Raw genomic sequence first — 20,578 nt, 5'->3', positions numbered from 1 at the left:
CAACATGAAGCTATCCATTAAACAAAAAGTATAACCATGACCTATCAATATCATGATGAAAGTATTGTAACTGAACTTCCCGAAGATACAGTTTTTGTATTTGGAAGTAATCTTGCTGGACAACACGGTAGTGGTGCAGCGCGCGTTGCAAGTCAGCACTTCGGAGCAGTTGAAGGTGTAGGTCGTGGCTGGGCTGGTCAAAGCTTTGCAATTCCAACTTTAAATGAACACATTCAACAAATGCCACTTTCACAAATTCAGCATTATGTTGAAGACTTTAAGATATACACAAAAAATCATCCTAAAATGAAATATTTCATTACTGCATTAGGTTGTGGCATCGCAGGCTATAAAGTTTCTGAAATCGCTCCTCTTTTTAAAGGGATTTATCACAACGTTATCTTTCCGGAATCTTTTAAACCCTATGTAGAAGATAATGCAGTATCTCAATTTCCGACTTTAACTCAAAAGATGGTACAAAGTTTCATTAATGATGAAGTTATTTTTTACTTTAATCATGGCAGTGAATCATTTGAAGAAGCTTTAGATAAAACTGATTTATCAGATGCTGAAAAAGCAATAGCTCTTATTGTCTTAAATGAAGAGTTGTACCCACGAGATCGTTATGGACGAGGCCGTGATCATGAGCTTAGTGATATTTTAGGGAAGTTAAACGGTAAAATTTTCAATCTTCATGGAAACTCTGAAGGTGCCATGATTTTTGTGAGTGCTGTTGTTGCACTGATGGAACTTTACGATTTTGATGAGCAAGATTTTATTAAGTTATGGCGTGGTGAAAAAAACATTGATCACCCTATTAATCGTTAAGTTTTCTTATGAATTTATGAGTTAAGCAGATAATCTCTGCTTTCTCATTATTTTATTTTTAATTACATTTAATCCTTTTATTTTTAATTATTCTAATATATTTAAACTCTTTATCCTCCCAAATCTTAATTTTTCTCATTATACTTTAAGGCAAACTGAATACTTAAAGAAACATATGGAAACTTTAGATTCTTCGATTTTTGACCTTAGCCCAATTCCAATGTGGATTGAGGATTTCAGTGAAGTTAAACAACAATTTGATTTATGGAGAAAGCAAGGAATTGAAAACCTCCATGAATTTTTAAATCAAAATAAACACTTAGTTATTGAATGTGCTCATAAAATTAAAATTATTCGTGTTAATCAAAAAACTTTAGAACTTTTTGAAGCAACAACCCACGAAGAACTATATTCAAATTTGAATCTTATTTTTAAAAAGGAAATGTTCGAATCACATATTTATGAGCTTGAAGCGTTATGGAATGGCAAAACCCATTTTTCAAGCACTACCGTGAATTACACCTTATCAGGCAAACGTATTGATGTTCAGTTAAGAGGGTCTATTTTACCTGGTTCTGAATCTACCTTTGAACGTGTATTAATTACTACAGAAGATATTACCCCTTATCAAAATGCACTCCGTCAGGAAGAAAAAAATCGTCGACTGGCTGAATCTATGTTTATCTACTCACCTACTTCACTGTGGGTCGAGGATTTCAGCCGTATAAAGAATAGAATTGATCAACTTAGGCTATTGGGAATTGAAGATTTTAGAACTTTTCTAGATGTTCATCCTGAGTTTGTCCGCCAGTGTGTAGAAGATATTTTAATTTTAGATGTTAATCAGGCCACGATAGATTTATTTAAAGCTCCTGATAAGTCGACACTTTTAAGAAATACACATAAGATTTTTGCTGAAGAAATGGTTGAAACCTTTCGAGAACAACTCATCGAGTTATGGCAAGGCAATATCCATCATAAACGTGAAGCCGTTAACTACGCTTTAGATGGCCAAATAAGAAATGTTTTGCTTCAATTTACCGTTTTTCCGGGATATGAAGAGACTTGGGGATTAGTACAAGTTGCACTGACAGATATTACTGCACGGAAAAAAGCGGAAAACTATCTCGAATATTTAGGGCAACACGATGTTCTTACCAAACTATATAACCGTGCTTTTTTTACAGAGGAACTTAATCGCTTAAACCGAAGTATTATTCGACCAGTTTCTTCAATTTTTTTAGATATGAATGGATTAAAAGAAACAAATGACCAGTTTGGGCATGATATTGGAGATGGTTTATTACGCCGTGTTGGAAATATTTTAAGTCAGGCTATTTCAAATACAGCCTATACTGCATCCAGAATCGGTGGTGATGAGTTCGTGATCTTAATGCCAGGTGCAGATGAAGCGCACGTTCAAATCATGCTTCAAACGATTCAGGAGCTTTTTAATATCGACAATCAATATTATTCAAGCCATCCAGTAATTATTGCAATTGGACATGCAACCACTCAAACAAATGAACAGATTGAGGACATGTTAAAACGAGCAGACCATCACATGTATCAAAAGAAAAAAAGTTATTATCAAGAAATTTTATTCAATCAATAAAAAACAGGCATATTGCCTGTTTTTCAAAAATTAGCGTTTTCCCATAGAACGACGCGTACCACGTGGAGGCATCCATGTTCTATCCGCATATTGCTCTGGTTTTGGACGCACTTGGTTGTGTACCGCATCATCTGCTTGATTGCTTTCATTCGGCATTGGGAATGGCAATTTCACCAAAGCCTTTTTCTGTTTTGGCTGTTGCTCAGTCATGATTCATTCTCGAAATTTCGATTGCGACCTATTATAAATGATTTTTATCATTTCTTTTCAAAAAAGCTTCAATTGAGTAAAACAGCAACAAGAATCTTCTTAAATTAAACTTTTTTACATCTAAAAATACCCGTATCCGCAAATTGCTTAATTTTTGCGATAAGATAGTATGCTTTTTATTTTTTAATCCCATAAGAGGAATATTGCCGTGGACGTACGTCTTTCTGATCGTGTCAATGCTATCAAACCGTCCCCTACACTTGCTGTAACAAACAAAGCTGCTGAACTTAAAGCTGCTGGCAAGAACGTGATTGGTTTAGGTGCTGGCGAGCCAGATTTTGATACCCCTCAACACATCAAAGATGCTGCAATTGAAGCGATTAATAATGGTTTCACCAAATATACGGCTGTAGATGGTACTCCTGGGTTAAAAAAAGCAATTATTGCTAAGTTCAAGCGTGATAATAATCTTGATTATCAAGCGAACCAGATCTTGGTTTCTTGTGGTGGTAAACAAAGCTTCTTTAACTTGGCACTTGCTCTATTAAACAAAGGCGATGAAGTTATTATTCCAGCACCTTTCTGGGTAAGCTATCCAGATATGGTCATTATTGCTGAAGGTACTCCAGTCATTGTGAAATGTGGCGAAGACCAACGCTTCAAAATCACTCCTGAACAATTAGAAGCTGCTATTACACCTAACACTCGTTTAGTTGTATTAAACAGCCCATCTAACCCAACAGGCATGATTTATAGCAAAGCTGAATTAGAAGCTTTAGCTGAAGTTTTACGTCGTCATCCACAAGTATTTGTTGCATCTGACGATATGTATGAACCGATTCGTTGGGAAGATGAGTTCTACAACATCGCAACTGTTGCACCTGATTTATATGACCGCACGATTGTTTTAAACGGTGTTTCTAAGGCATATGCAATGACAGGTTGGCGTATTGGCTATGCAGCCGGTCCAGCGAAAATCATTGGTGCAATGAAAAAGATCCAATCACAGTCAACTTCTAACCCAACTTCTATTTCGCAAGTTGCTGCTGAAGCTGCATTGAATGGTCCACAAGACGTTTTACAACCTATGATTGAAGCGTTTAAACGCCGTCATGACTTAGTTGTAAATGGCTTAAATGATATTAAAGGTATCTCTTGCTTACCTGCTGATGGCGCTTTCTATGCCTATGCAAACATTCGTCCTCTTATTCGTGCAAAAGGCTTAAAATCTTGCACAGAGTTCTCTGAATGGTTACTAGAAGAAACTGGCGTAGCAGTTGTTCCTGGTGATGCATTTGGTTTAGGCGGTTTTATGCGTATTTCATATGCAACAGCTGACGAAGTACTCGTTGATGCGTTAGCTCGTATCAAAAAAGCTGCTGACTCAATTGAAGGTGTAGACGCTGCTATCGCTTCAATTGAAGCTGAAAAAGCTGCGAAATAATCTGCATTTTGCATAAAAGGGGTTCTCTTGAGAGAACCCTTTTTTTTCATTCACTTATGCATTTTTAGCTTTTTGAGGTCTTACATAAATAACTAATAAAATTCCAAATAAAACCATAAAACTCGATAAAATCACTCGCCCTGTCACACTCTCATTTACAAATAGGCTTCCACCTATAATCGCCAAACATGGCACACTTAGCTGTACTGTACTCGCTGTCACTCTATCAATATGCTTCAAAATCGCATACCAGAGTACATAAGCCCCGCTTGAAGTGACACCACCCGACAAAATCGCTAAGATCCATCCTTGCACGTCAATGTAGCGATCTTGGGCAAGTAATACATTCGCCAACAAAACCATTGGCACAGCTAGCGTAAAATTTGCCAACGTACTACCAATAGGCTGCGTCATATTGCGACCCGCGATGCTGTATCCCGCCCATGCCAAACCAGATATCACCATAATTAGAGCATATCCCCAATCAGGCACATGAGTACCGGGTAATAACAAAACACTGATTCCAGCTAAAGCAATACATAGGCCTATACCACGGTACATGCCAATCTGCTCACCCTGCCAATAGCCATAAAGCACCATAGTCAGCTGTACAACTCCAAACAATAAAAGAGCACCAATCCCAGCGTCGATTTGAAGATAAGCATATGAAAATGCCAAAATATAAACCGCTAGAAAAAATGCGTTTTTTAAACTCCATTGGACTTTGGTTTGAGACGATTTTGAATATAAAAACAGTCCTAATAAAACAACTGCACCACTTGCTACTCGTATGAGGCTAAAAGTCATTGGGTCAATATGTTGGCCTGCCAAAGCCAAACGACACAATACAGAATTCGCTGCAAAACCCATCATTGCTAGTGCAATTTTAAAAAGCATTGTCCTTATGCTCCTGTTATTTTTTATAGTGTATAAGAAGACCCGCTTATCTATCTAATTCATTATGTAACTCATTTAATTCAATTTTTATAATAAAGGAACTTTATATTAATTGGACAAGTTTTTAAGATTCAACTTATCAGTTCAATCTTTAACTATAGAATTGACTTATCGATAACTTAATAATAGGCTAATATCAAGTTCCATTTTAGAACTTTAAGAATTAAAGGACCCCAAAAATGAAAAATCCGATGGAAATGACTGGCCTTGAATTTTTACAAGCAATGGTAGAAGGCCATATTCCACCTGCCAGCATTAGTAAAACAATACCTATGCAACCTACTGAAATTTCAGAAGGATCTGTTACTTTTAAAGCTCAAGCAGATCATAACCATTTAAATCCACTCGGTGGCGTACATGGCGGTTTTGCTGCTACAGTTCTAGATTCAGTGACTGGCTGTGCAGTACATACGATGTTACCTGCCGGTGTAGGTTACGGCACAATCGACCTTAACGTAAAAATGTGCCGCCCTATTCCCAAAAATCAGACTTTAATTGCAACAGGCAATATTATTAATTTAAGTAAAAATTTAGCTATTTCTGAAGGAAAGATTATTGATGAGGAAGGTAAACTGTACGCCTATGCAACAGCAACCTGCATGATTATTCGTCGATAATGATTAAAGGCAGCCTTAAACCGCTGCCTTTTTTATTGAGTCCTCTTGATTATTTGGTCGTTCACAAGTTTTTGCAATCACATACGGCGCCCAAATATTTTTAAGTTGGAGCTCTATAATTTCTTGATGCTCGTCAGACCAAGCTAAAACTTTATTTTTACCCAACAGTAACTCCCCTTCCAATTGAAAAATATATAAATCTTTAGAAGAGTTTAATGGTTTTGAACTTTTTAAAACTTTAAGTAAATTATGCACATTCCATTTAGCGCTAAACCAAAGTTGCAATAAATCACCTAAATATAAATCCTGCTTTTTGAAAGGGTAAGCATTAATCCATGCACCTTCTACAGGTGTGTAATAAGATTCTGATTGATTTAAGATATTTAGATAATTGTGTTGATAGAAATCAAAATTAGAAAAAATAGAAGCGATCGTAAGCGTTTTCATACTTATCTCCGATTTAGCCATTTTAGTGCTGGCAAGTTGGTTTAAATCCACACTGTTTGGATTTCTCCAAACGCTTGTTCTTTTTTGAATCTATCAATTGATTTTTTAAAGTGCAAGTAATTTCTTAACTCATCACTCAACTGATCAAATAAAAAGCATACGACACAAAAATGAAGTAAACATGACAATTTAGACTTGACCCTTCTCAAAATCTCCTTATAATCGCATGCAGATTCTCCCATAGCTCAGTCGGTAGAGCGACGGACTGTTAATCCGCAGGTCCCTGGTTCGAGCCCAGGTGGGAGAGCCAAATACTAAAAAGCCCGCAGCATTAAAGCGGGCTTTTTTTTGCCATAAATTTATCAATAACTATAAAAAATCCTCTATCAGCAGATAGAGGATTTTATTTTCTCTTAGAGTCTTTATTAGATTTAACGCTCTAACCTAACTCTAAAGAATCTATTTTCTTCTTAAATTATTATTCCACTTCAACCACTTTTAAAGGATTAAAAGATTGAGTGGTCGGCATCATTTCAATACGATTAATATTAATGTGTGGCGGTTGTGAAGCAATCCAAGCTACCGTATTTGCAATATCTTCAGGCAAGAGTGGATTCTTTTTATCATATAGACTATTTACTTTATCCTCATCACCTTTAAAACGCACAAGAGAAAATTCAGTACCTCCACACAACCCTGGTTCAATGTTAGTTACGCGCACACCTGTACCAGCCAAATCAGCACGAAGATTTAGACTAAATTGCTCCACAAATGCTTTGGTTGCCCCATACACGTTACCACCCGGATATGGATATGTACCTGCAATTGAGCCCATATTAATAATCAAACCTGATTTTTTCTTTACCATACTTGGCAAAATTAATCGGGTAATCGTAACAAGCCCCTTAACATTGGTATCAATCATCGTGTACCAATCATCCAATTCTGCTTTATCTGCGGGTTCCAATCCTAATGCCAATCCAGCATTATTCACCAATAAATCAATTTGACCGATTTGAAATTCGGCTGGTAAATCAACCAATACTTTATTTATATTTTCTGCGGTATCTGTCATGTCAAATACTAATGGGTAGAATTTTTCACCAAGTTCTTGTTTTAGTTCTTCTAGTTTTTCTGCTCGTCTTCCGCAACCAATAACGTTATATCCTAACTCAATCAGCTTTTTTGAAATGCTATAACCAAAGCCCGCTGAGGCACCTGTAACTAATCCTAACATTCTTATATCCTTAGAAATGATCAACTATTTCAGTTGAACTCATGATGAACATATCAGCCTTTATATTTACACAATATTTATTATTAGCCTAAAAAAATAAAAGTTTTTTTAAAAATTTTAAGAGAAATTAAAATCTAGAAAAAATATATTTATTAAATAATTATATGCATTAAAAAACTAAAAGCAGAACATGCTTACTGCCGAAGAGATAATGTGCACCTAATAAAAAAGTTTACCGTGAAAGGTAAACTTTTTTTATTTTAGACATCCAAGACTAAGCAGGAATACCACTATGAAAACGGAAAGTATCATCTGGTGTTAAAATCAGATTCTTTTCAACTTCACGGATATGATTTATTCGCTGTTGAATATCCTCTTTAGGATCTTTCATTTTTGCAGTTTTCGCCACATCAAGCGCAAGTGCAAGATAGTCTTCAAAATGACGAGATTCTGACTTAAGCAAGTATCGATAATAACGTCCTAACTCATCATCTACACGCGGTGCAAGTGCATAAAAACGCTCACATGAACGAGCCTCTACGAATGCACCAATCACCAGCACATCAATTAAAGCTTCTGGCTCATACGTACGAATCTCTTTACGCAACCCACCTGCATAACGCCCAGCACTTAAACCAGTCCACTCTTGACCGCGCTTAGCCATAAGCTCAAGTACTTGTTCATAGTGAAGCATTTCTTCTCGTACAAGTTGAGCAAGTTTTACTTGTAAGTCAGGAAAGAAGCTATAGCGGAACATTAAGTTCATTGCTGTACTAGCAGCTTTCTTTTCACAATTAGCATGATCTTGCATCAAGATATCTAAATTATTGATTGCCTCATCCAACCATGCATTTGGTGTTTGACATCCTAAAAAGGCCACCACAGGTTGCATTAATTCATCGTAATTGATACTCGACATAACCAACTATCCTGCTGCCTGAATCGCTGTTTTCATATCTTTAACAGCTTGAACCAGACCTACAAAAACACTTTCAGCAATAATTGAATGACCAATGTTTAATTCATGAATTTGTGGAATAGCTGCAATTGGCGCAATATTTTTAAGGTTAAGGCCATGACCTGCATTTACAACCAAACCTTTTGAAGCTGCATACTCAACACCTTTGATAATGCGCTCTAACTCGGCTTGTTGATCTTGCTCCGTTTCCGCATCCGCATATGCACCCGTGTGCAACTCAATCGTAGGTGCGCCACACGCAACTGCTGCATCAATTTGAGCTAAATCAGCATCAATAAATAATGATACATCACAACCAATAGCCGCTAAAGTTTGAGTTGCTGCTTTAACTTTTTCAAAGTTACCTACTACATCTAAACCGCCTTCAGTTGTTACTTCTTGGCGTCTTTCTGGCACAAAACACACGTGCTGCGGCTGAATTTCTTTCGCAAACTCGACCATTTCATCAGTAACAGCCAACTCTAGATTCATACGTGTTTTTAATAATGGACGCATGCGACGTACATCGTCATCTTGAATATGGCGACGGTCTTCACGCAAATGCAAAGTAATCCCCTCTGCACCCGCTTCTTCACAAATAAGAGCAGCTTCTACAGGGTCTGGATAAGTAGTACCGCGCGCCTGTCTCAAAGTAGCAACATGGTCTATGTTTACACCAAGCAATGCAGCCATAAATAAATCCTAATTACGATTGAGTTTGAGTATTTTGAATCCACAATTGTCGACTTTTTAGGGGACGATCTCCTAAAAGCGATGTAATCATTTGACGGTATAGTTTACCTAATAATTGCAATTGTTCGTGAGAAAAATCCTGGCCTTGCTCATAATCCAGCATAGATAAAATTGCTTTACCTGACAATGAAGAACGACTTGCCTGAACAACAGGCGCAAAACCTTCGGTCACCTGAAATTGATAAAACTGGTGAGCCTGTATTGGCTGTTGTTGAGTATCAATTGAGAAATCAATCGCGTAACCCAGCTCAGGAAGTAAAACATGTTCGAACTGGCGCAAAATCTGTCTCAGAAAAAGATCAGGATTTTCGTGGGAAGATAATTGCTGTAATTGAAGCAAAGTTAACTGATATTGTTCAAAAGTTTGTGGCATTGCCTCTTCTAATGGGCAAAGTCTAAGAACAATTTCATTTAGATAAAAACCAGCAAAAAAAGCATCACCAAAAAAGAAAACAGGCTGATTTAATATTTCCAGCTTAGTAAAATTTTTGAGTTCACTTTTACCTGTGGCTTGCAGTCGAATAGGTTGATATTGAGGGGGCGGAGTCTGTCTTAAAATACCATCGACTCGCCCATATTCCTGAGTAAAAAGATGCACAATATGACTTTTTTCACGGTACTTACGGTGATGAATCATATATCCATGGAGGACTTCATTGCGCATCATAAAAAGAATCTATTCCTCAGATTCTTTTTCTTTTTTATCATCCTCATCATCACCGTCAGGAATAACAGCACCTACAACAGCTGCTGTACCTTTAACTACACCTTTAGTAGTTTTATAGGCGATACCTACTGGTACGGTTACAAGCTTATATACACAACCTTGTAACATCAATGTACATCCAACTATAGCGATTAATGATGTAATTGTTTTCATACCAGCATCCTTATCCTTTAGATATCACTATATCCTAAGCTTTTCAGAGCACGCTCATCATCAGACCAGCCACCCTTCACTTTTACCCAAAGTGTGAGCATAATTTTTTGCTCAAACATTTTTTCCATGTCTTTACGAGCATCCATACCAATCGTTTTAAGCTTGGCACCTTTTTCACCAATCACAATGGCTTTTTGACCAGCGCGGTCTACAAAAATCGTTGCATCGATATAGGTACAAGCCGGCTTTAAACGACCAGTTTTTTCATTAACAGTTGCTTCTTCTGTTTTGAAAGATTCAATTTGTACTGTTAAATCATAAGGAAGCTCTTCACCCAACTGACGCATGATTTTTTCGCGAATAATTTCACTTGCCAAGAAGCGTTCAGAGCGGTCAGTAATCTGATCAAATGAATACAATGGTGGTTGGTAAGGAAGGTATTTCTCAATCGTTTCACTCAAGTGTTCTAAGTTTGCACCACGCAAAGCAGAAACAGGAACAATCTCAGCAAAATTCATAAGTTTGGTACGTTCTTGAATCAGAGGAAGAATCTCTCTTTTATCTTCAAAAGTGTCCGCCTTATTAATGACCAAAATAACCGGCATTTCAGCGTTCTTGAGTTTTTCAAGCACTAAATCGTCGTTTTGAGTCCACTTATAAGCATCGATAACGAATAAAACTAAGTTAACGTCACGTAATGCAGAATGAGCAGCACGGTTCATCATTTTATTAATAGCACGCACTTCTTTTTTATGCATACCTGGGGTATCTACATATACCGCCTGCATCTTTTCGCGCGAATCAATACCAATAATTTTATGACGTGTTGTTTGAGGTTTACGCGAAGTAATAGAGAGCTTTTGACCCAATAAATGGTTCATGAGGGTAGATTTACCCACATTTGGACGTCCCACAATCGCCACAAATCCGCTCTTAAAATCCGAAGGGATTGTTACGCCTTTGGAACTAAAAAATTGATCAATCAGATTATTAGGATCTTGGTCTTCATTTGAATCTGGATTGATTTGATCAGAATGCATCGACATGCAGGTTATTGCTCCAATAACTTTAAAATTTCCGCCGCTGCTGCCTGCTCGGCAAAACGACGACTTGAACCCTCACCATAAATCTTCGGTAAACCATCTACCACACATTCCACTTTAAAGTGCTGATGAGGTGCATCACCCTGAATATCTACAACCTCGTAAACAGGGAGAGGTTTTTTACGTGCTTGTAGATACTCTTGTAAACGTGATTTCGGATCTTTGAGTTGATCTGTAGGTTCTATATGGTCTAAATAGGGTATGTACCATTTTAGCACAATATCTTTAAGTAAGTTGAGATCACCACTATCAAGATAAATTGCACCAATAATCGCTTCTACCGTATCGGCTAATATTGACTCACGATGATGACCACCAGATTTCAACTCGCCTGTACTTAATATTAAACACCGACTAAGTTGCAAATCGGTTGCAATCTTACCTAACGCTTCTTGGCGAACTAAGGTCGCACGCATACGCGTGAGACGACCTTCATTTTCATTTGGATAAGCATGATATAGATAATTGGCGATTATCATGCCTAATAATGAATCACCGAGAAACTCTAAGCGCTCGTAATTGTATTTGTGACTCACCGAACGATGAGTCAAAGCTAACTGTAACAATTCAAGCTGCTTAAATTGATATCCGATTCGACTCAGTAAGCGAGGATCACTTAGTTTGAACTGATGTTTTATCAAAACTCTTCTCAAATGTTAAAACTAAATCAATATTGAATAAGAAAGGTTTTCTTACTTCATATTTCTTTTTGACCGTTAGACCTGACTGATTAAACACTTGAGCGATCTCTTTAAAGTGGAGATCACGAATATTGTTCATTTCGAGTCGCTGATCCATTTGTGCTATAAACTTTTGTGGTGTGATCTCAGAAGAGCTTTCTTTTAAAAGCTCTTCTATCTGATTATTAATCAGCCGATCATCCCAATATGCTGGCCAAACTGCAAGTACAGCTTTTACTGCAACTGCAAATATAACCACCCCAAATAAAATTGCTAAATACGAAGTACCCTGTTGTGCCTTACGCATTTCTTTTTTTCCTAATGGTTGTTTTTAATCTATTTTTCCATTTCGGCTAAAGTTAGGAAGGTGTAAACCCGGTTCTTTATGCATCCACACGTAGAATGCTCGTCCTGTTAAGTTTTCTTCAGGAACGAACCCCCAGAAACGACTGTCTGCACTTTGATCGCGGTTATCCCCCATTGCAAAGTAATGTCCTTTTGGTACAGTCACTTCCCAATATAAACCGTCTTGGTTCGCATATTTACCATTTTCAACATAGTTGATAAACGGTGCTTGGCGCGCCACATTTACGCCTTCAAGCTCACGCATCGTAAAGGTATGCTCACCAATCGTCTCTTTATGATAAATAGACGTTGGCGTATCCATCACATCTTTTTCACGACTGAACTGTGTTAATACTTTCGGTACTTTTTGCCCATTAATAATTAATTGCCCATGGTCATAAACAATATGATCGCCAGGTAAACCGATTACACGTTTAATATAGCTAATAGTCGGTTGAGGTGGATAACGGAATACAATTACATCACCACGCTTCGGCTCACCTACATCAATAATTTTTTTATTAACGATAGGTAAACGTACACCATAATCAAATTTATTCACCAGAATAAAATCACCAGTTTCTAGAGTTGGCACCATAGAATCCGACGGAATATTAAACGGTTCATAAAGAAATGAACGAAGTACAAGTACTACAGCTAAAACTGGCCAAAAGTCATAGGCCCATGTAATGACAAAATTTTCGTTCCCGCGTCCTTTATTTGCACGCTGTTTTAATACAAGTTTATCTAACAACCACACTGCAAATAGAATCAGCGTAACTGGAACAAGAATTAAATTAAAATCAAAATCCACATGACCTCACTCGCAGCCTCGCTGCTTGTATTACAGTGGGGGAAAGGAAATTATTCATTTTCCCCACCCTCATTTCTTATCTTTCTACTTTCAATACAGCCAAGAACGCTTCTTGTGGAATTTCAACGCTTCCCACTTGTTTCATACGTTTCTTACCTTCTTTTTGTTTAGAAAGTAGTTTTTTCTTACGCGAAACGTCACCACCATAACATTTTGCCAATACGTTTTTACGCATCGCTTTTACGGTAGAACGGGCAATAATTTGCGCACCGATTGCTGCCTGAATAGCAACATCGAACATTTGGCGAGGAATTAAGTCTTTCATTTTCTCAACCAATGCAATACCACGATGGCGTGCATCATTACGGTGACAAATCATAGCCAAGGCATCAACCTTTTCGCTATTAATTAACACATCAACCTTAACTAAAGCTGAACTTTCAAAACGTACAAAGTTATAGTCTAGCGATGCAAAGCCACGAGAGCATGACTTTAATCTGTCAAAGAAATCCATAACAACTTCAGCCATCGGGATTTCAAATGTAATAGAAACTTGGTTACCCAAGAATTTCATATCTTTTTGTACACCACGACGTTCGATACAGAGCGTCATTACGTTCCCTAAATACTCTTGAGGAACAAGGATATGACATTCAGCAATTGGTTCACGCAAATCTTCTACAGTCGATCCATCCGGCATTTTTGATGGACTATCGATGTAAATCGTTTCGCCTTTCTTGGTTAATGCTTCATAAATTACGGTAGGTGCAGAACTGATGAGATCAAGATCGTATTCACGCTCTAAACGCTCTTGTACAATTTCCATGTGCAGCATACCTAAGAAGCCACAACGGAAACCAAAGCCTAAAGCATCTGAACTTTCTGGTTCAAAGAATAAAGCCGAGTCGTTAATCTGCAATTTTTGTAGCGCTTCACGGAACGGTTCAAAGTCACTCGCATCAATAGGGAAAAGACCAGCATATACTTGCGGTTTAACCTTTTTGAAACCAGGTAAAGTTGCAACGTCTGGTGTAGAAGCAAGAGTAATTGTGTCACCTACTGGTGCACCAAAAATATCTTTAATACCCGCAATAACAAAACCTACTTCACCAGCTTCAAGAATATCTGTTTCAGTATGCTTAGGATTAAATACACCTACAGAAGTGACCGGATGAGTTTGTCCTGTCGATTTAACCAACATTTTGTCGCCCTTGCGGATACGACCTTGTTTAATACGAACAAGAGAAACTACGCCTAAGTAGTTATCAAACCATGAGTCGATAATTAATGCTTGTAATGGTGCTTCACGATCACCTTCTGGCGCCGGAATAACATCGACTAAACGCTCGAGTACACCTTCAACACCTAAACCAGTTTTTGCTGAACAGGTTGGTGCATCTGTCGCTTCAATCCCGATAATTTCTTCAATTTCATGAATTACACGTTCAGGTTCAGCCTGTGGTAAATCAATTTTATTTAGAATAGGAAGAACTTCTAGACCTTGTTCAATTGCTGTATAACAGTTTGCAACTGATTGAGCTTCAACGCCTTGTGCTGCATCTACAACCAGTAACGCACCTTCACACGCAGCTAATGAACGAGAAACTTCATAGGAGAAGTCAACGTGCCCAGGCGTATCAATAAAGTTCAGTTGATATTCCTGACCATTTGGATGGGTGTAATACAGCGTGACAGAAGCGGCTTTAATGGTAATCCCACGTTCACGCTCAAGCTCCATTGAGTCTAAGACTTGAGCTTGCATTTCACGATCTTGTAGACCACCACACATCTGAATAAAACGGTCAGCCAATGTAGACTTACCATGGTCAATGTGGGCAATAATCGAGAAATTTCGTATATTTTTGATATCGACGGATTTTTTAGCTTGCGCCATGGGTTACCTTGAGAAAATATAGAGTGCTATGTAGCTTGTTTTAATACACAGCCAAAGCGGTTAAATAAATTGCGTGAGATTATAACAGATTGCCGATATGAAAAAGATATAAATTCTTTCTTTTAAAAAAGCTTTTTAAACTTCTCAACATAAAAAACTATTTCTCTTTGAAGAGTACTTAAATCAGAACAGTTTTAGCTCGTACTTAAGTAGACTTGCAGATAAATTATTGCCTGTCTCATTAGCTATATGCCCAATCAATTCAAATCCGAGTTTCTGCACAACTTGTTGAGATCGAATGTTCTGTTCAAATATTTCAGCCCAAACATATTTTATTTGTTTTTGGAATAATCTCTCTTGTTTCAAATACTGGATGAGCCCTACTAGAGCCTCTTGCATATATCCCTCACCCCATGCATTAGGATGAAGTTCATAACCAATGACAACCGCAAAATCATCATCACTCTGTTTGATAGTATTTACACCACATGTTCCCAACATAGTTCCATCTTTTTTTAGACGAATAGCATGCCTAAAACCTAGCTGTTGATTGCATTTTTTATGCATTTTTTCAATTAAAGCCCCAGCTTCTTCTAATGAAGTAAAGGCTTTTAAATCATAAAATTCGAGTACGCTTGAATTTGAAAATAAGTCAAAGACAAAATTTTTATCAGCTTCTGTAAGATCACTTAAGATTAATCGATCGGTTTCTATGGAAAATAAATTCTTCAAATTCCAGCCTCTCTTTTTTACTTACTTATCATACGAAACGGTAAAATCGTAAGGGTTTATGCTTGAGTCAAGCGGCTTATATGCATGGGTAAAAGTTGGCGACATTCGTTTTGGACGTCCTGTAGCAATTTCAATACATGCCCATTTGGTATTTCCGACAAATAATACGGTCTGATCTGATGGACGAAAAAACACATACTGGCGGAATGAATAAAGTGCATTAATGTCATCTAACCATGTACGTAACACAATTTGTTCGCCTTCAAATGCAGCTTTACGATATTGCACATGATGCTCAACCGCGACCATGGCGTGTTTTAACTCAAGATATTTAGTTACCCCTACTCCCAAAGTTTCAACATGAGCAGCAGCTACATCCTGCATCCATTGAACATACATTACGTTATTTACATGCCCTAATGCATCAATGTGATGTGGCTGCACCTGAATATGTAAATCAAAAATACTACTCACAAATGAACACTCTTATTTATTAACCTTAAAACTGAAATAAGTGTAGGTAGATATCGCTAAACGCTCAAGATAAATAACAAAAACCACCCATTTTCAGGGTGGTTTATTGATTGGATTGGGGATTATTGAATACGTAAACCAAGCATTGCGCGCTGTCCCTGACGAATAATAGCAACACGTGCTACGGTATTTTTCGGCAAGTTAGAAACAACTTTTGCAAAATCCTGACTATTTAAAATTTGGTTATTATTGACTTGAGTAATCACATCGCCCGGAATGATATTCGACAATGATGCTAAACCACCACGGCGAACATCTTGTACATAAATACCACCTTTTACGCTCAATGCATTTTTTTCCGGTTCAGCTAGATCACGAATACTCATGCCTAAAACTGGCCCTTTAGATGCAGCACCTTGTGCACCAGTAGCAGGTGTTTCATCTGGTGCAGTCGTTAAAGTCGCTGAAATATTACGTGTTTTATCATCACGTAACACTTCAAACTGAACGGTTTGATTTGGCTGTACTTTGTTTAATGCATACAGTAAATCACTCGTACGAAGTACAGGCGCACCATTTAATTTTAAAATCACGTCACCCGCTCTTAGCCCTGCTTTTTGTGCAGGTGAGTTCGGAGAAATTTGAGTAATTAAAGCACCTTCAGGTTTTGGTAATTTGTAGGCATCAGCAAGGTTTCGATCAATATCTTGCATCATCACCCCAAGATAAGAGCGTGTTACTTTACCTTTTGTTTTAAGCTGGTCGGCAACATCCATAGCTACATCAATCGGAATAGAGAAAGACAAGCCCATATAGCCGCCAGTACCACTAAATATTCGAGAATTTACCCCGACCACTTCACCATTTTGATTAAATAATGGACCACCAGAGTTACCTGGGTTTAAAGCTACATCAGTTTGAATAAACGGCACCGAAGTTTCACCGCTCATATTTCGTGATTTTGCACTCACAATACCGGCCGACGCAGAGTAGTCAAAGCCAAACGGCGAACCAATAGCTAAAACAGGTTCTCCGACACGTAAACGGTCAACATTTCCTACTCGTAAAGCTGGATAGTTAGTTCCATTTACCTTTAACAAAGCAACGTCTGTACGCTCATCACTACCCACCACGGTTGCATCAATTTCACGGCGGTCATTTAGAGTGATGCTGATACGAGAGGCATTTTCAATCACATGGTGGTTAGTAAGTAGGTAACCATCTTTACTAATAAAGAATGCACTTCCATAAGCTGTCTTTTCTTGTGGACCTTGTTGCTGTGGAATGATGACCTGATTGCCAAAGAAACGTTTTAAAATTTCAGGAACTTGCTGTTGCAACAGTTCATCCTGAGTCATTTTTTTTACGACATTTACACTCACGACTGCTGGACTAACTTGTTCAACAAGATTTGAAAAATCAACAGCAGCATTTGCTTGAACAGCAGCAACTGTAAATACCGCTGCATACATTCCTTGTTGTAAATAGCGAGATTTCATTCGGTGCTCACCCACAATTGGTCTACGAGAATAAGGATAAAACTGTTGTATCACAACGCTTTGAGGTTGTGCGTAACAATATGTTTATTTGTAATACGTCATCACAAGGATTATTTTACGCATTGCAACTTTTTAAGCCAATTGCAATTTTTCTCTGAGTTAGAGCGCTTAAGCTCTTGCCTTTTTAGATAAAAAGGGGTGTCATTAGCGGACGTTTTAAATTGATGCGAATGGACATGCCTAATTTACAGACAATTCACCACTTTGACGTGATTATTGTGGGCAGCGGCGGCGCTGGTTTAAGTCTGGCTTTATCGTTACCAAATCATTTTAATATTGCAGTTTTAGCCAAAGCTGCTCTAACCGAAGCAAGTACCTTTTATGCTCAAGGTGGCGTTGCTGCTGTTCTTGATGAGACTGACTCTATTCAACAGCATATTAATGACACTATGATTGCAGGCGCTCATTTATGTGAAATGGACGCGGTACAACATACTGTAGAAGGCGGCCGCCCTTCTGTTGATTTTCTTTTAAAACAAGGCGTGCAATTTACCTTAGATGAAGATGAACAACTTCACTTAACTCGCGAAGGTGGTCACTCGCAACGTCGCATTATCCACTCTGCTGATGCAACAGGCAAAGCCATTTCAACCACTTTAGTTGAGCGTGCCAAAGAACGTAAAAATATTACTATTTTTGAAAACTATATTGCGATTGATTTAATCACCTCACATAAATTAGGCCATACCGACCAAGCGAATCGCGCTATTGGTTTATATGCATTAGATGAAAATACTGAAAAGGTTCATACTTTCCTTGCACCATTCACCGCGCTAGCTTGCGGCGGTGCGATGAAAGCTTATCTGTACACATCTAATCCAGATATTGCCACAGGTGATGGTATTGCTATGGCTTATCGTGCAGGTTGCCGTGTAGCCAATATGGAATTTAATCAGTTCCATCCAACGTGTCTCTATCATCCTCAAGCACGATCATTTTTAATTACCGAAGCTATGCGTGGTGAAGGTGCTTATTTGCGCCTACCTGATGGCGAACGTTTTATGCTGCGTTTTGATGATCGTGCAGAACTGGCTCCTCGCGATATTGTGGCACGTACCATTGACCATGAAATCAAGCGTCTCGGTATTCGCCATGTATGGTTAGATATTACCCATAAATCACCTGAGTTTATTAAAGAGCATTTCCCTACACTTTATGCAAGATTGCTTGAGTTAGGCATCGACATTACCAAAGACATGATTCCAGTGGTGCCAGCAGCCCACTATACATGTGGTGGTGTTGTGGTTGACTCAAATAGTCAGACGGATATTGAAGGTCTCTATGCGATTGGTGAAACGTCTTATACAGGCTTACATGGTGCAAACCGTATGGCAAGTAACTCATTACTTGAGTGCTTCGTTTACGGTATGAGTGCGGCAAAAGATATCGAAAATAAATTTGATGAAAACTTCAAATTACCCGAAGTACCAACTTGGGATGACTCACAAGTAACTAATCCAGATGAAGATGTGGTGATTTTACAAAACTGGGATGAGTTACGTTCGACCATGTGGAACTACGTTGGTATTGTAAGGACTACTAAACGTTTAGAACGTGCTTTACACCGTATTGAAATGTTAAAACGTGAAATCACCGAATATTATCAAGACTACCGTGTTAGCAAGAACCTGATTGAGCTGCGTAACCTTGTTTTAGTATCGGAAATGATTGTTCGCTGTGCTATGCAACGTAAAGAATCACGTGGTTTACATTACACACTCGATTATCCGGAAACTTCCAGCGAGATTCGTAAAACTGTTTTGACTCCTCCAAATTTTGCAGTAGAACAGCCATTGGTTAATACCGACATTTAAGCTGTTCTTCTACTCTACAAAAAAGTACAGCTCTGGCTGTGCTTTTTTATTTGCTTTGATATTTATGCTCTAGGTGGGATTGAATAAGTCGCAGTCACATGCGCAACAGGTTCATCCAGACCAACTGAATAAATCCAAACCTCACCCACCACCAAACTCTTTCCTACTTTCATGAGTTTACATTCACTACGTAAGTCTTGATTACCCGCAGGTTTTCTTAAAAAATTAATATTAAAGTTGGTGGTTACGGCTAAACCAACAATACCGATCTCACCTAATATCGCAATATATAAAGCAAAGTCTGCCAAAGTCATCATGGTTGGGCCAGATATGGTACCACCAGGGCGTTGATGCCTTTGATCGACATGATAATAAACAACTGCAGCTTTGGGGGTGACTGATTCAATCGTGCAGTGTTCAAGACTTGGGGGAAATTCCTTTTCAAGAAATGCCACGATTTCTTCTTTTGAGCTTTTCATCCTTGTTATTCTTCAATCTATAAATTATATGTAAGATAGCATAAGAAAATAACAAATATTTTCTATGACGTTTTAAATCAGAATTAACGTCATTTTTCACCACTCCCATATTTTTATAAGAGTGGTTCATCCAATTGCTTAACCTAAATATTGCAAAGCCTGTTCAAACACCTGATCAGGACTTTGTGTTGCATCTATTCGCTTAATCCGTTCCGGTTCAGCCTTCCATAAGGTTTCATAACCTTCACGAACCTTAGTAAAGAAGCTTAACTTTTCTTGTTCAAAGCGGTCTAAAGCTCCACGTTCACGTGCACGGTTCATACCAAGTTCAATCGGTGCGTCTAGCCAGAAAGTCACCTCCGGCATGCGTGAAACGAAGTTCTGATTTAAAAGTTGTAATTTATCTTGGCTTAAACCACGACCAGAACATTGATAAGCAAAACTCGCATCGGTAAAGCGATCACTTAATACAATTTTGTTAGCTTCTAAAGCAGGCAAAATAACTTGTTGTAAGTGTTGAGCACGTGCTGCATAAATGAGTAATAACTCGGTATCATGACTCATATTTTCATCATGATTTACCGCCAAAAGCATAGAACGAATTTGCTCAGCTAACGGTGTGCCCCCCGGCTCTCGAGTTAAAACAACTTGTTTGCCATGCTCTTCAAAATGCTGATGAATTTTTCGAATGAGTGTAGTTTTACCTACCCCTTCCGTGCCTTCAAAGCTGATAAACAT

General features: G+C 38.1%; 24 protein-coding genes and 1 tRNA gene. 6 read left to right on the top strand and 19 right to left on the bottom strand.

Annotated elements, in window-relative coordinates; genetic code table 11:
- Positions 1-36 precede the first annotated feature (36 nt).
- Together J655_RS10315 and J655_RS10310 are read left to right on the top strand one after the other, a co-directional pair.
- Positions 37-828 carry a hypothetical protein gene (locus J655_RS10315; protein ID WP_002118650.1) on the top strand — a complete coding sequence of 264 codons (792 nt, stop codon included), beginning with the start codon at positions 37-39 and terminating at the stop codon, positions 826-828.
- A 175-nt stretch (positions 829-1,003) separates the two neighbouring features.
- Complete coding sequence (locus tag J655_RS10310; RefSeq protein ID WP_032041973.1) at positions 1,004-2,443, top strand: sensor domain-containing diguanylate cyclase; 1,440 nt, start codon at positions 1,004-1,006, stop codon at positions 2,441-2,443.
- 30 nt (positions 2,444-2,473) lie between these two features.
- Here the strand turns inward: J655_RS10310 and J655_RS10305 are convergent, their stop codons facing one another.
- The gene (locus J655_RS10305; protein ID WP_002118942.1) at positions 2,474-2,653 is read right to left on the bottom strand and encodes a hypothetical protein; all 180 of its coding nucleotides are present in this window, start codon (positions 2,651-2,653) and stop codon (positions 2,474-2,476) included.
- A 208-nt stretch (positions 2,654-2,861) separates the two neighbouring features.
- Here J655_RS10305 and J655_RS10300 point away from each other — a divergent pair, with 208 nt between their 5' ends.
- On the top strand, positions 2,862-4,097 hold the full coding sequence (locus J655_RS10300) for a pyridoxal phosphate-dependent aminotransferase (RefSeq protein ID WP_002118408.1): 1,236 nt from the start codon (positions 2,862-2,864) through the stop codon (positions 4,095-4,097).
- 54 nt (positions 4,098-4,151) lie between these two features.
- Here the strand turns inward: J655_RS10300 and J655_RS10295 are convergent, their stop codons facing one another.
- Positions 4,152-4,994 carry a DMT family transporter gene (locus J655_RS10295; RefSeq protein WP_032007008.1) on the bottom strand — a complete coding sequence of 281 codons (843 nt, stop codon included), beginning with the start codon at positions 4,992-4,994 and terminating at the stop codon, positions 4,152-4,154.
- A 239-nt stretch (positions 4,995-5,233) separates the two neighbouring features.
- Here J655_RS10295 and J655_RS10290 point away from each other — a divergent pair, with 239 nt between their 5' ends.
- Positions 5,234-5,671: a PaaI family thioesterase gene (locus tag J655_RS10290; RefSeq protein WP_032007007.1), complete on the top strand. Its 438-nt coding sequence runs from the start codon at positions 5,234-5,236 to the stop codon at positions 5,669-5,671.
- Between the two features lie 15 nt (positions 5,672-5,686).
- Here J655_RS10290 and J655_RS10285 read toward each other — a convergent pair whose 3' ends face one another.
- Both J655_RS10285 and J655_RS24475 read right to left on the bottom strand, forming a co-directional pair.
- Positions 5,687-6,118 (bottom strand): hypothetical protein, encoded by a 432-nt coding sequence (locus J655_RS10285; RefSeq protein ID WP_032007006.1) that lies wholly within the window; start codon positions 6,116-6,118, stop codon positions 5,687-5,689.
- A gap of 41 nt (positions 6,119-6,159) precedes the next feature.
- Positions 6,160-6,306 (bottom strand): hypothetical protein, encoded by a 147-nt coding sequence (locus tag J655_RS24475; RefSeq protein WP_080973532.1) that lies wholly within the window; start codon positions 6,304-6,306, stop codon positions 6,160-6,162.
- Between the two features lie 46 nt (positions 6,307-6,352).
- On the opposite strand from J655_RS24475, the gene J655_RS10280 reads away from it, so the two are divergent.
- A tRNA-Asn gene (locus J655_RS10280) sits at positions 6,353-6,428 on the top strand.
- Positions 6,429-6,596: 168 nt separating this feature from the next.
- Here J655_RS10280 and J655_RS10275 read toward each other — a convergent pair.
- From J655_RS10275 to J655_RS10225, 13 genes are all read right to left on the bottom strand, one after another.
- The gene (locus J655_RS10275; protein ID WP_032007005.1) at positions 6,597-7,355 is read right to left on the bottom strand and encodes an SDR family oxidoreductase; all 759 of its coding nucleotides are present in this window, start codon (positions 7,353-7,355) and stop codon (positions 6,597-6,599) included.
- 274 nt (positions 7,356-7,629) lie between these two features.
- Positions 7,630-8,274, bottom strand: coding sequence for a tRNA-(ms[2]io[6]A)-hydroxylase (locus J655_RS10270; protein WP_002118428.1), 645 nt, complete (start codon positions 8,272-8,274; stop codon positions 7,630-7,632).
- A gap of 6 nt (positions 8,275-8,280) precedes the next feature.
- Positions 8,281-9,006: a pyridoxine 5'-phosphate synthase gene (gene pdxJ, locus J655_RS10265; protein ID WP_002118629.1), complete on the bottom strand. Its 726-nt coding sequence runs from the start codon at positions 9,004-9,006 to the stop codon at positions 8,281-8,283.
- A gap of 13 nt (positions 9,007-9,019) precedes the next feature.
- Positions 9,020-9,733 (bottom strand): DNA repair protein RecO, encoded by a 714-nt coding sequence (gene recO / locus J655_RS10260; RefSeq protein WP_016140294.1) that lies wholly within the window; start codon positions 9,731-9,733, stop codon positions 9,020-9,022.
- A gap of 9 nt (positions 9,734-9,742) precedes the next feature.
- On the bottom strand, positions 9,743-9,946 hold the full coding sequence (locus J655_RS0104325; RefSeq protein ID WP_005067833.1) for an NF038104 family lipoprotein: 204 nt from the start codon (positions 9,944-9,946) through the stop codon (positions 9,743-9,745).
- Between the two features lie 17 nt (positions 9,947-9,963).
- Complete coding sequence (gene era, locus J655_RS10255; protein WP_081403787.1) at positions 9,964-10,986, bottom strand: GTPase Era; 1,023 nt, start codon at positions 10,984-10,986, stop codon at positions 9,964-9,966.
- An 11-nt stretch (positions 10,987-10,997) separates the two neighbouring features.
- Positions 10,998-11,690, bottom strand: a complete 693-nt coding sequence (gene rnc, locus J655_RS0104320; RefSeq protein WP_005067830.1) for a ribonuclease III — start codon at positions 11,688-11,690, stop codon at positions 10,998-11,000.
- Positions 11,662-12,036, bottom strand: coding sequence for a DUF4845 domain-containing protein (locus tag J655_RS10250; RefSeq protein WP_032007002.1), 375 nt, complete (start codon positions 12,034-12,036; stop codon positions 11,662-11,664). The genes rnc and J655_RS10250 overlap by 29 nt, the downstream gene beginning before the upstream one ends.
- A 24-nt stretch (positions 12,037-12,060) precedes the next feature.
- Positions 12,061-12,888, bottom strand: coding sequence for a signal peptidase I (lepB, locus tag J655_RS10245; RefSeq protein ID WP_005067825.1), 828 nt, complete (start codon positions 12,886-12,888; stop codon positions 12,061-12,063).
- A gap of 76 nt (positions 12,889-12,964) precedes the next feature.
- Positions 12,965-14,782, bottom strand: coding sequence for a translation elongation factor 4 (gene lepA, locus J655_RS10240; RefSeq protein WP_002118606.1), 1,818 nt, complete (start codon positions 14,780-14,782; stop codon positions 12,965-12,967).
- 183 nt (positions 14,783-14,965) lie between these two features.
- Positions 14,966-15,514, bottom strand: a complete 549-nt coding sequence (locus J655_RS10235) for a GNAT family N-acetyltransferase (RefSeq protein WP_032007001.1) — start codon at positions 15,512-15,514, stop codon at positions 14,966-14,968.
- Positions 15,515-15,535: 21 nt separating this feature from the next.
- Positions 15,536-15,988 (bottom strand): acyl-CoA thioesterase, encoded by a 453-nt coding sequence (locus J655_RS10230; RefSeq protein WP_032007000.1) that lies wholly within the window; start codon positions 15,986-15,988, stop codon positions 15,536-15,538.
- Between the two features lie 122 nt (positions 15,989-16,110).
- The gene (locus tag J655_RS10225) at positions 16,111-17,487 is read right to left on the bottom strand and encodes a Do family serine endopeptidase (protein ID WP_005067820.1); all 1,377 of its coding nucleotides are present in this window, start codon (positions 17,485-17,487) and stop codon (positions 16,111-16,113) included.
- 230 nt (positions 17,488-17,717) lie between these two features.
- Here J655_RS10225 and nadB point away from each other — a divergent pair, with 230 nt between their 5' ends.
- Complete coding sequence (gene nadB / locus J655_RS10220; protein ID WP_000367525.1) at positions 17,718-19,361, top strand: L-aspartate oxidase; 1,644 nt, start codon at positions 17,718-17,720, stop codon at positions 19,359-19,361.
- Positions 19,362-19,423: 62 nt separating this feature from the next.
- Here nadB and J655_RS10215 read toward each other — a convergent pair whose 3' ends face one another.
- The gene (locus tag J655_RS10215) at positions 19,424-19,840 is read right to left on the bottom strand and encodes a PaaI family thioesterase (protein ID WP_032006999.1); all 417 of its coding nucleotides are present in this window, start codon (positions 19,838-19,840) and stop codon (positions 19,424-19,426) included.
- A 138-nt stretch (positions 19,841-19,978) separates the two neighbouring features.
- Complete coding sequence (gene tmk / locus J655_RS10210; RefSeq protein ID WP_014207373.1) at positions 19,979-20,578, bottom strand: dTMP kinase; 600 nt, start codon at positions 20,576-20,578, stop codon at positions 19,979-19,981.

This window comes from Acinetobacter sp. 1294243 (genome assembly GCF_000588015.1).
Lineage (GTDB): Bacteria > Pseudomonadota > Gammaproteobacteria > Pseudomonadales > Moraxellaceae > Acinetobacter > Acinetobacter pittii.
Note: the sequence above shows the minus strand (reverse complement) of the source record. Positions and strands in the feature narration are given on the sequence as shown.

Coding starts and splice junctions, on each gene's coding strand:
- J655_RS10315 (WP_002118650.1), top strand. CDS start 37: ATGACCTATCAATATCATGATGAAAGTATTGTAACTGAACTTCCCGAA.
- J655_RS10310 (WP_032041973.1), top strand. CDS start 1,004: ATGGAAACTTTAGATTCTTCGATTTTTGACCTTAGCCCAATTCCAATG.
- J655_RS10305 (WP_002118942.1), bottom strand. CDS start 2,653: ATGACTGAGCAACAGCCAAAACAGAAAAAGGCTTTGGTGAAATTGCCA.
- J655_RS10295 (WP_032007008.1), bottom strand. CDS start 4,994: ATGCTTTTTAAAATTGCACTAGCAATGATGGGTTTTGCAGCGAATTCT.
- J655_RS10290 (WP_032007007.1), top strand. CDS start 5,234: ATGAAAAATCCGATGGAAATGACTGGCCTTGAATTTTTACAAGCAATG.
- J655_RS10285 (WP_032007006.1), bottom strand. CDS start 6,118: ATGAAAACGCTTACGATCGCTTCTATTTTTTCTAATTTTGATTTCTAT.
- J655_RS10275 (WP_032007005.1), bottom strand. CDS start 7,355: ATGTTAGGATTAGTTACAGGTGCCTCAGCGGGCTTTGGTTATAGCATT.
- J655_RS10270 (WP_002118428.1), bottom strand. CDS start 8,274: ATGTCGAGTATCAATTACGATGAATTAATGCAACCTGTGGTGGCCTTT.
- pdxJ (WP_002118629.1), bottom strand. CDS start 9,006: ATGGCTGCATTGCTTGGTGTAAACATAGACCATGTTGCTACTTTGAGA.
- recO (WP_016140294.1), bottom strand. CDS start 9,733: ATGATGCGCAATGAAGTCCTCCATGGATATATGATTCATCACCGTAAG.
- J655_RS0104325 (WP_005067833.1), bottom strand. CDS start 9,946: ATGAAAACAATTACATCATTAATCGCTATAGTTGGATGTACATTGATG.
- era (WP_081403787.1), bottom strand. CDS start 10,986: ATGCATTCTGATCAAATCAATCCAGATTCAAATGAAGACCAAGATCCT.
- J655_RS10250 (WP_032007002.1), bottom strand. CDS start 12,036: ATGCGTAAGGCACAACAGGGTACTTCGTATTTAGCAATTTTATTTGGG.
- lepA (WP_002118606.1), bottom strand. CDS start 14,782: ATGGCGCAAGCTAAAAAATCCGTCGATATCAAAAATATACGAAATTTC.
- J655_RS10225 (WP_005067820.1), bottom strand. CDS start 17,487: ATGAAATCTCGCTATTTACAACAAGGAATGTATGCAGCGGTATTTACA.
- nadB (WP_000367525.1), top strand. CDS start 17,718: ATGGACATGCCTAATTTACAGACAATTCACCACTTTGACGTGATTATT.
- J655_RS10215 (WP_032006999.1), bottom strand. CDS start 19,840: ATGAAAAGCTCAAAAGAAGAAATCGTGGCATTTCTTGAAAAGGAATTT.
- tmk (WP_014207373.1), bottom strand. CDS start 20,578: ATGTTTATCAGCTTTGAAGGCACGGAAGGGGTAGGTAAAACTACACTC.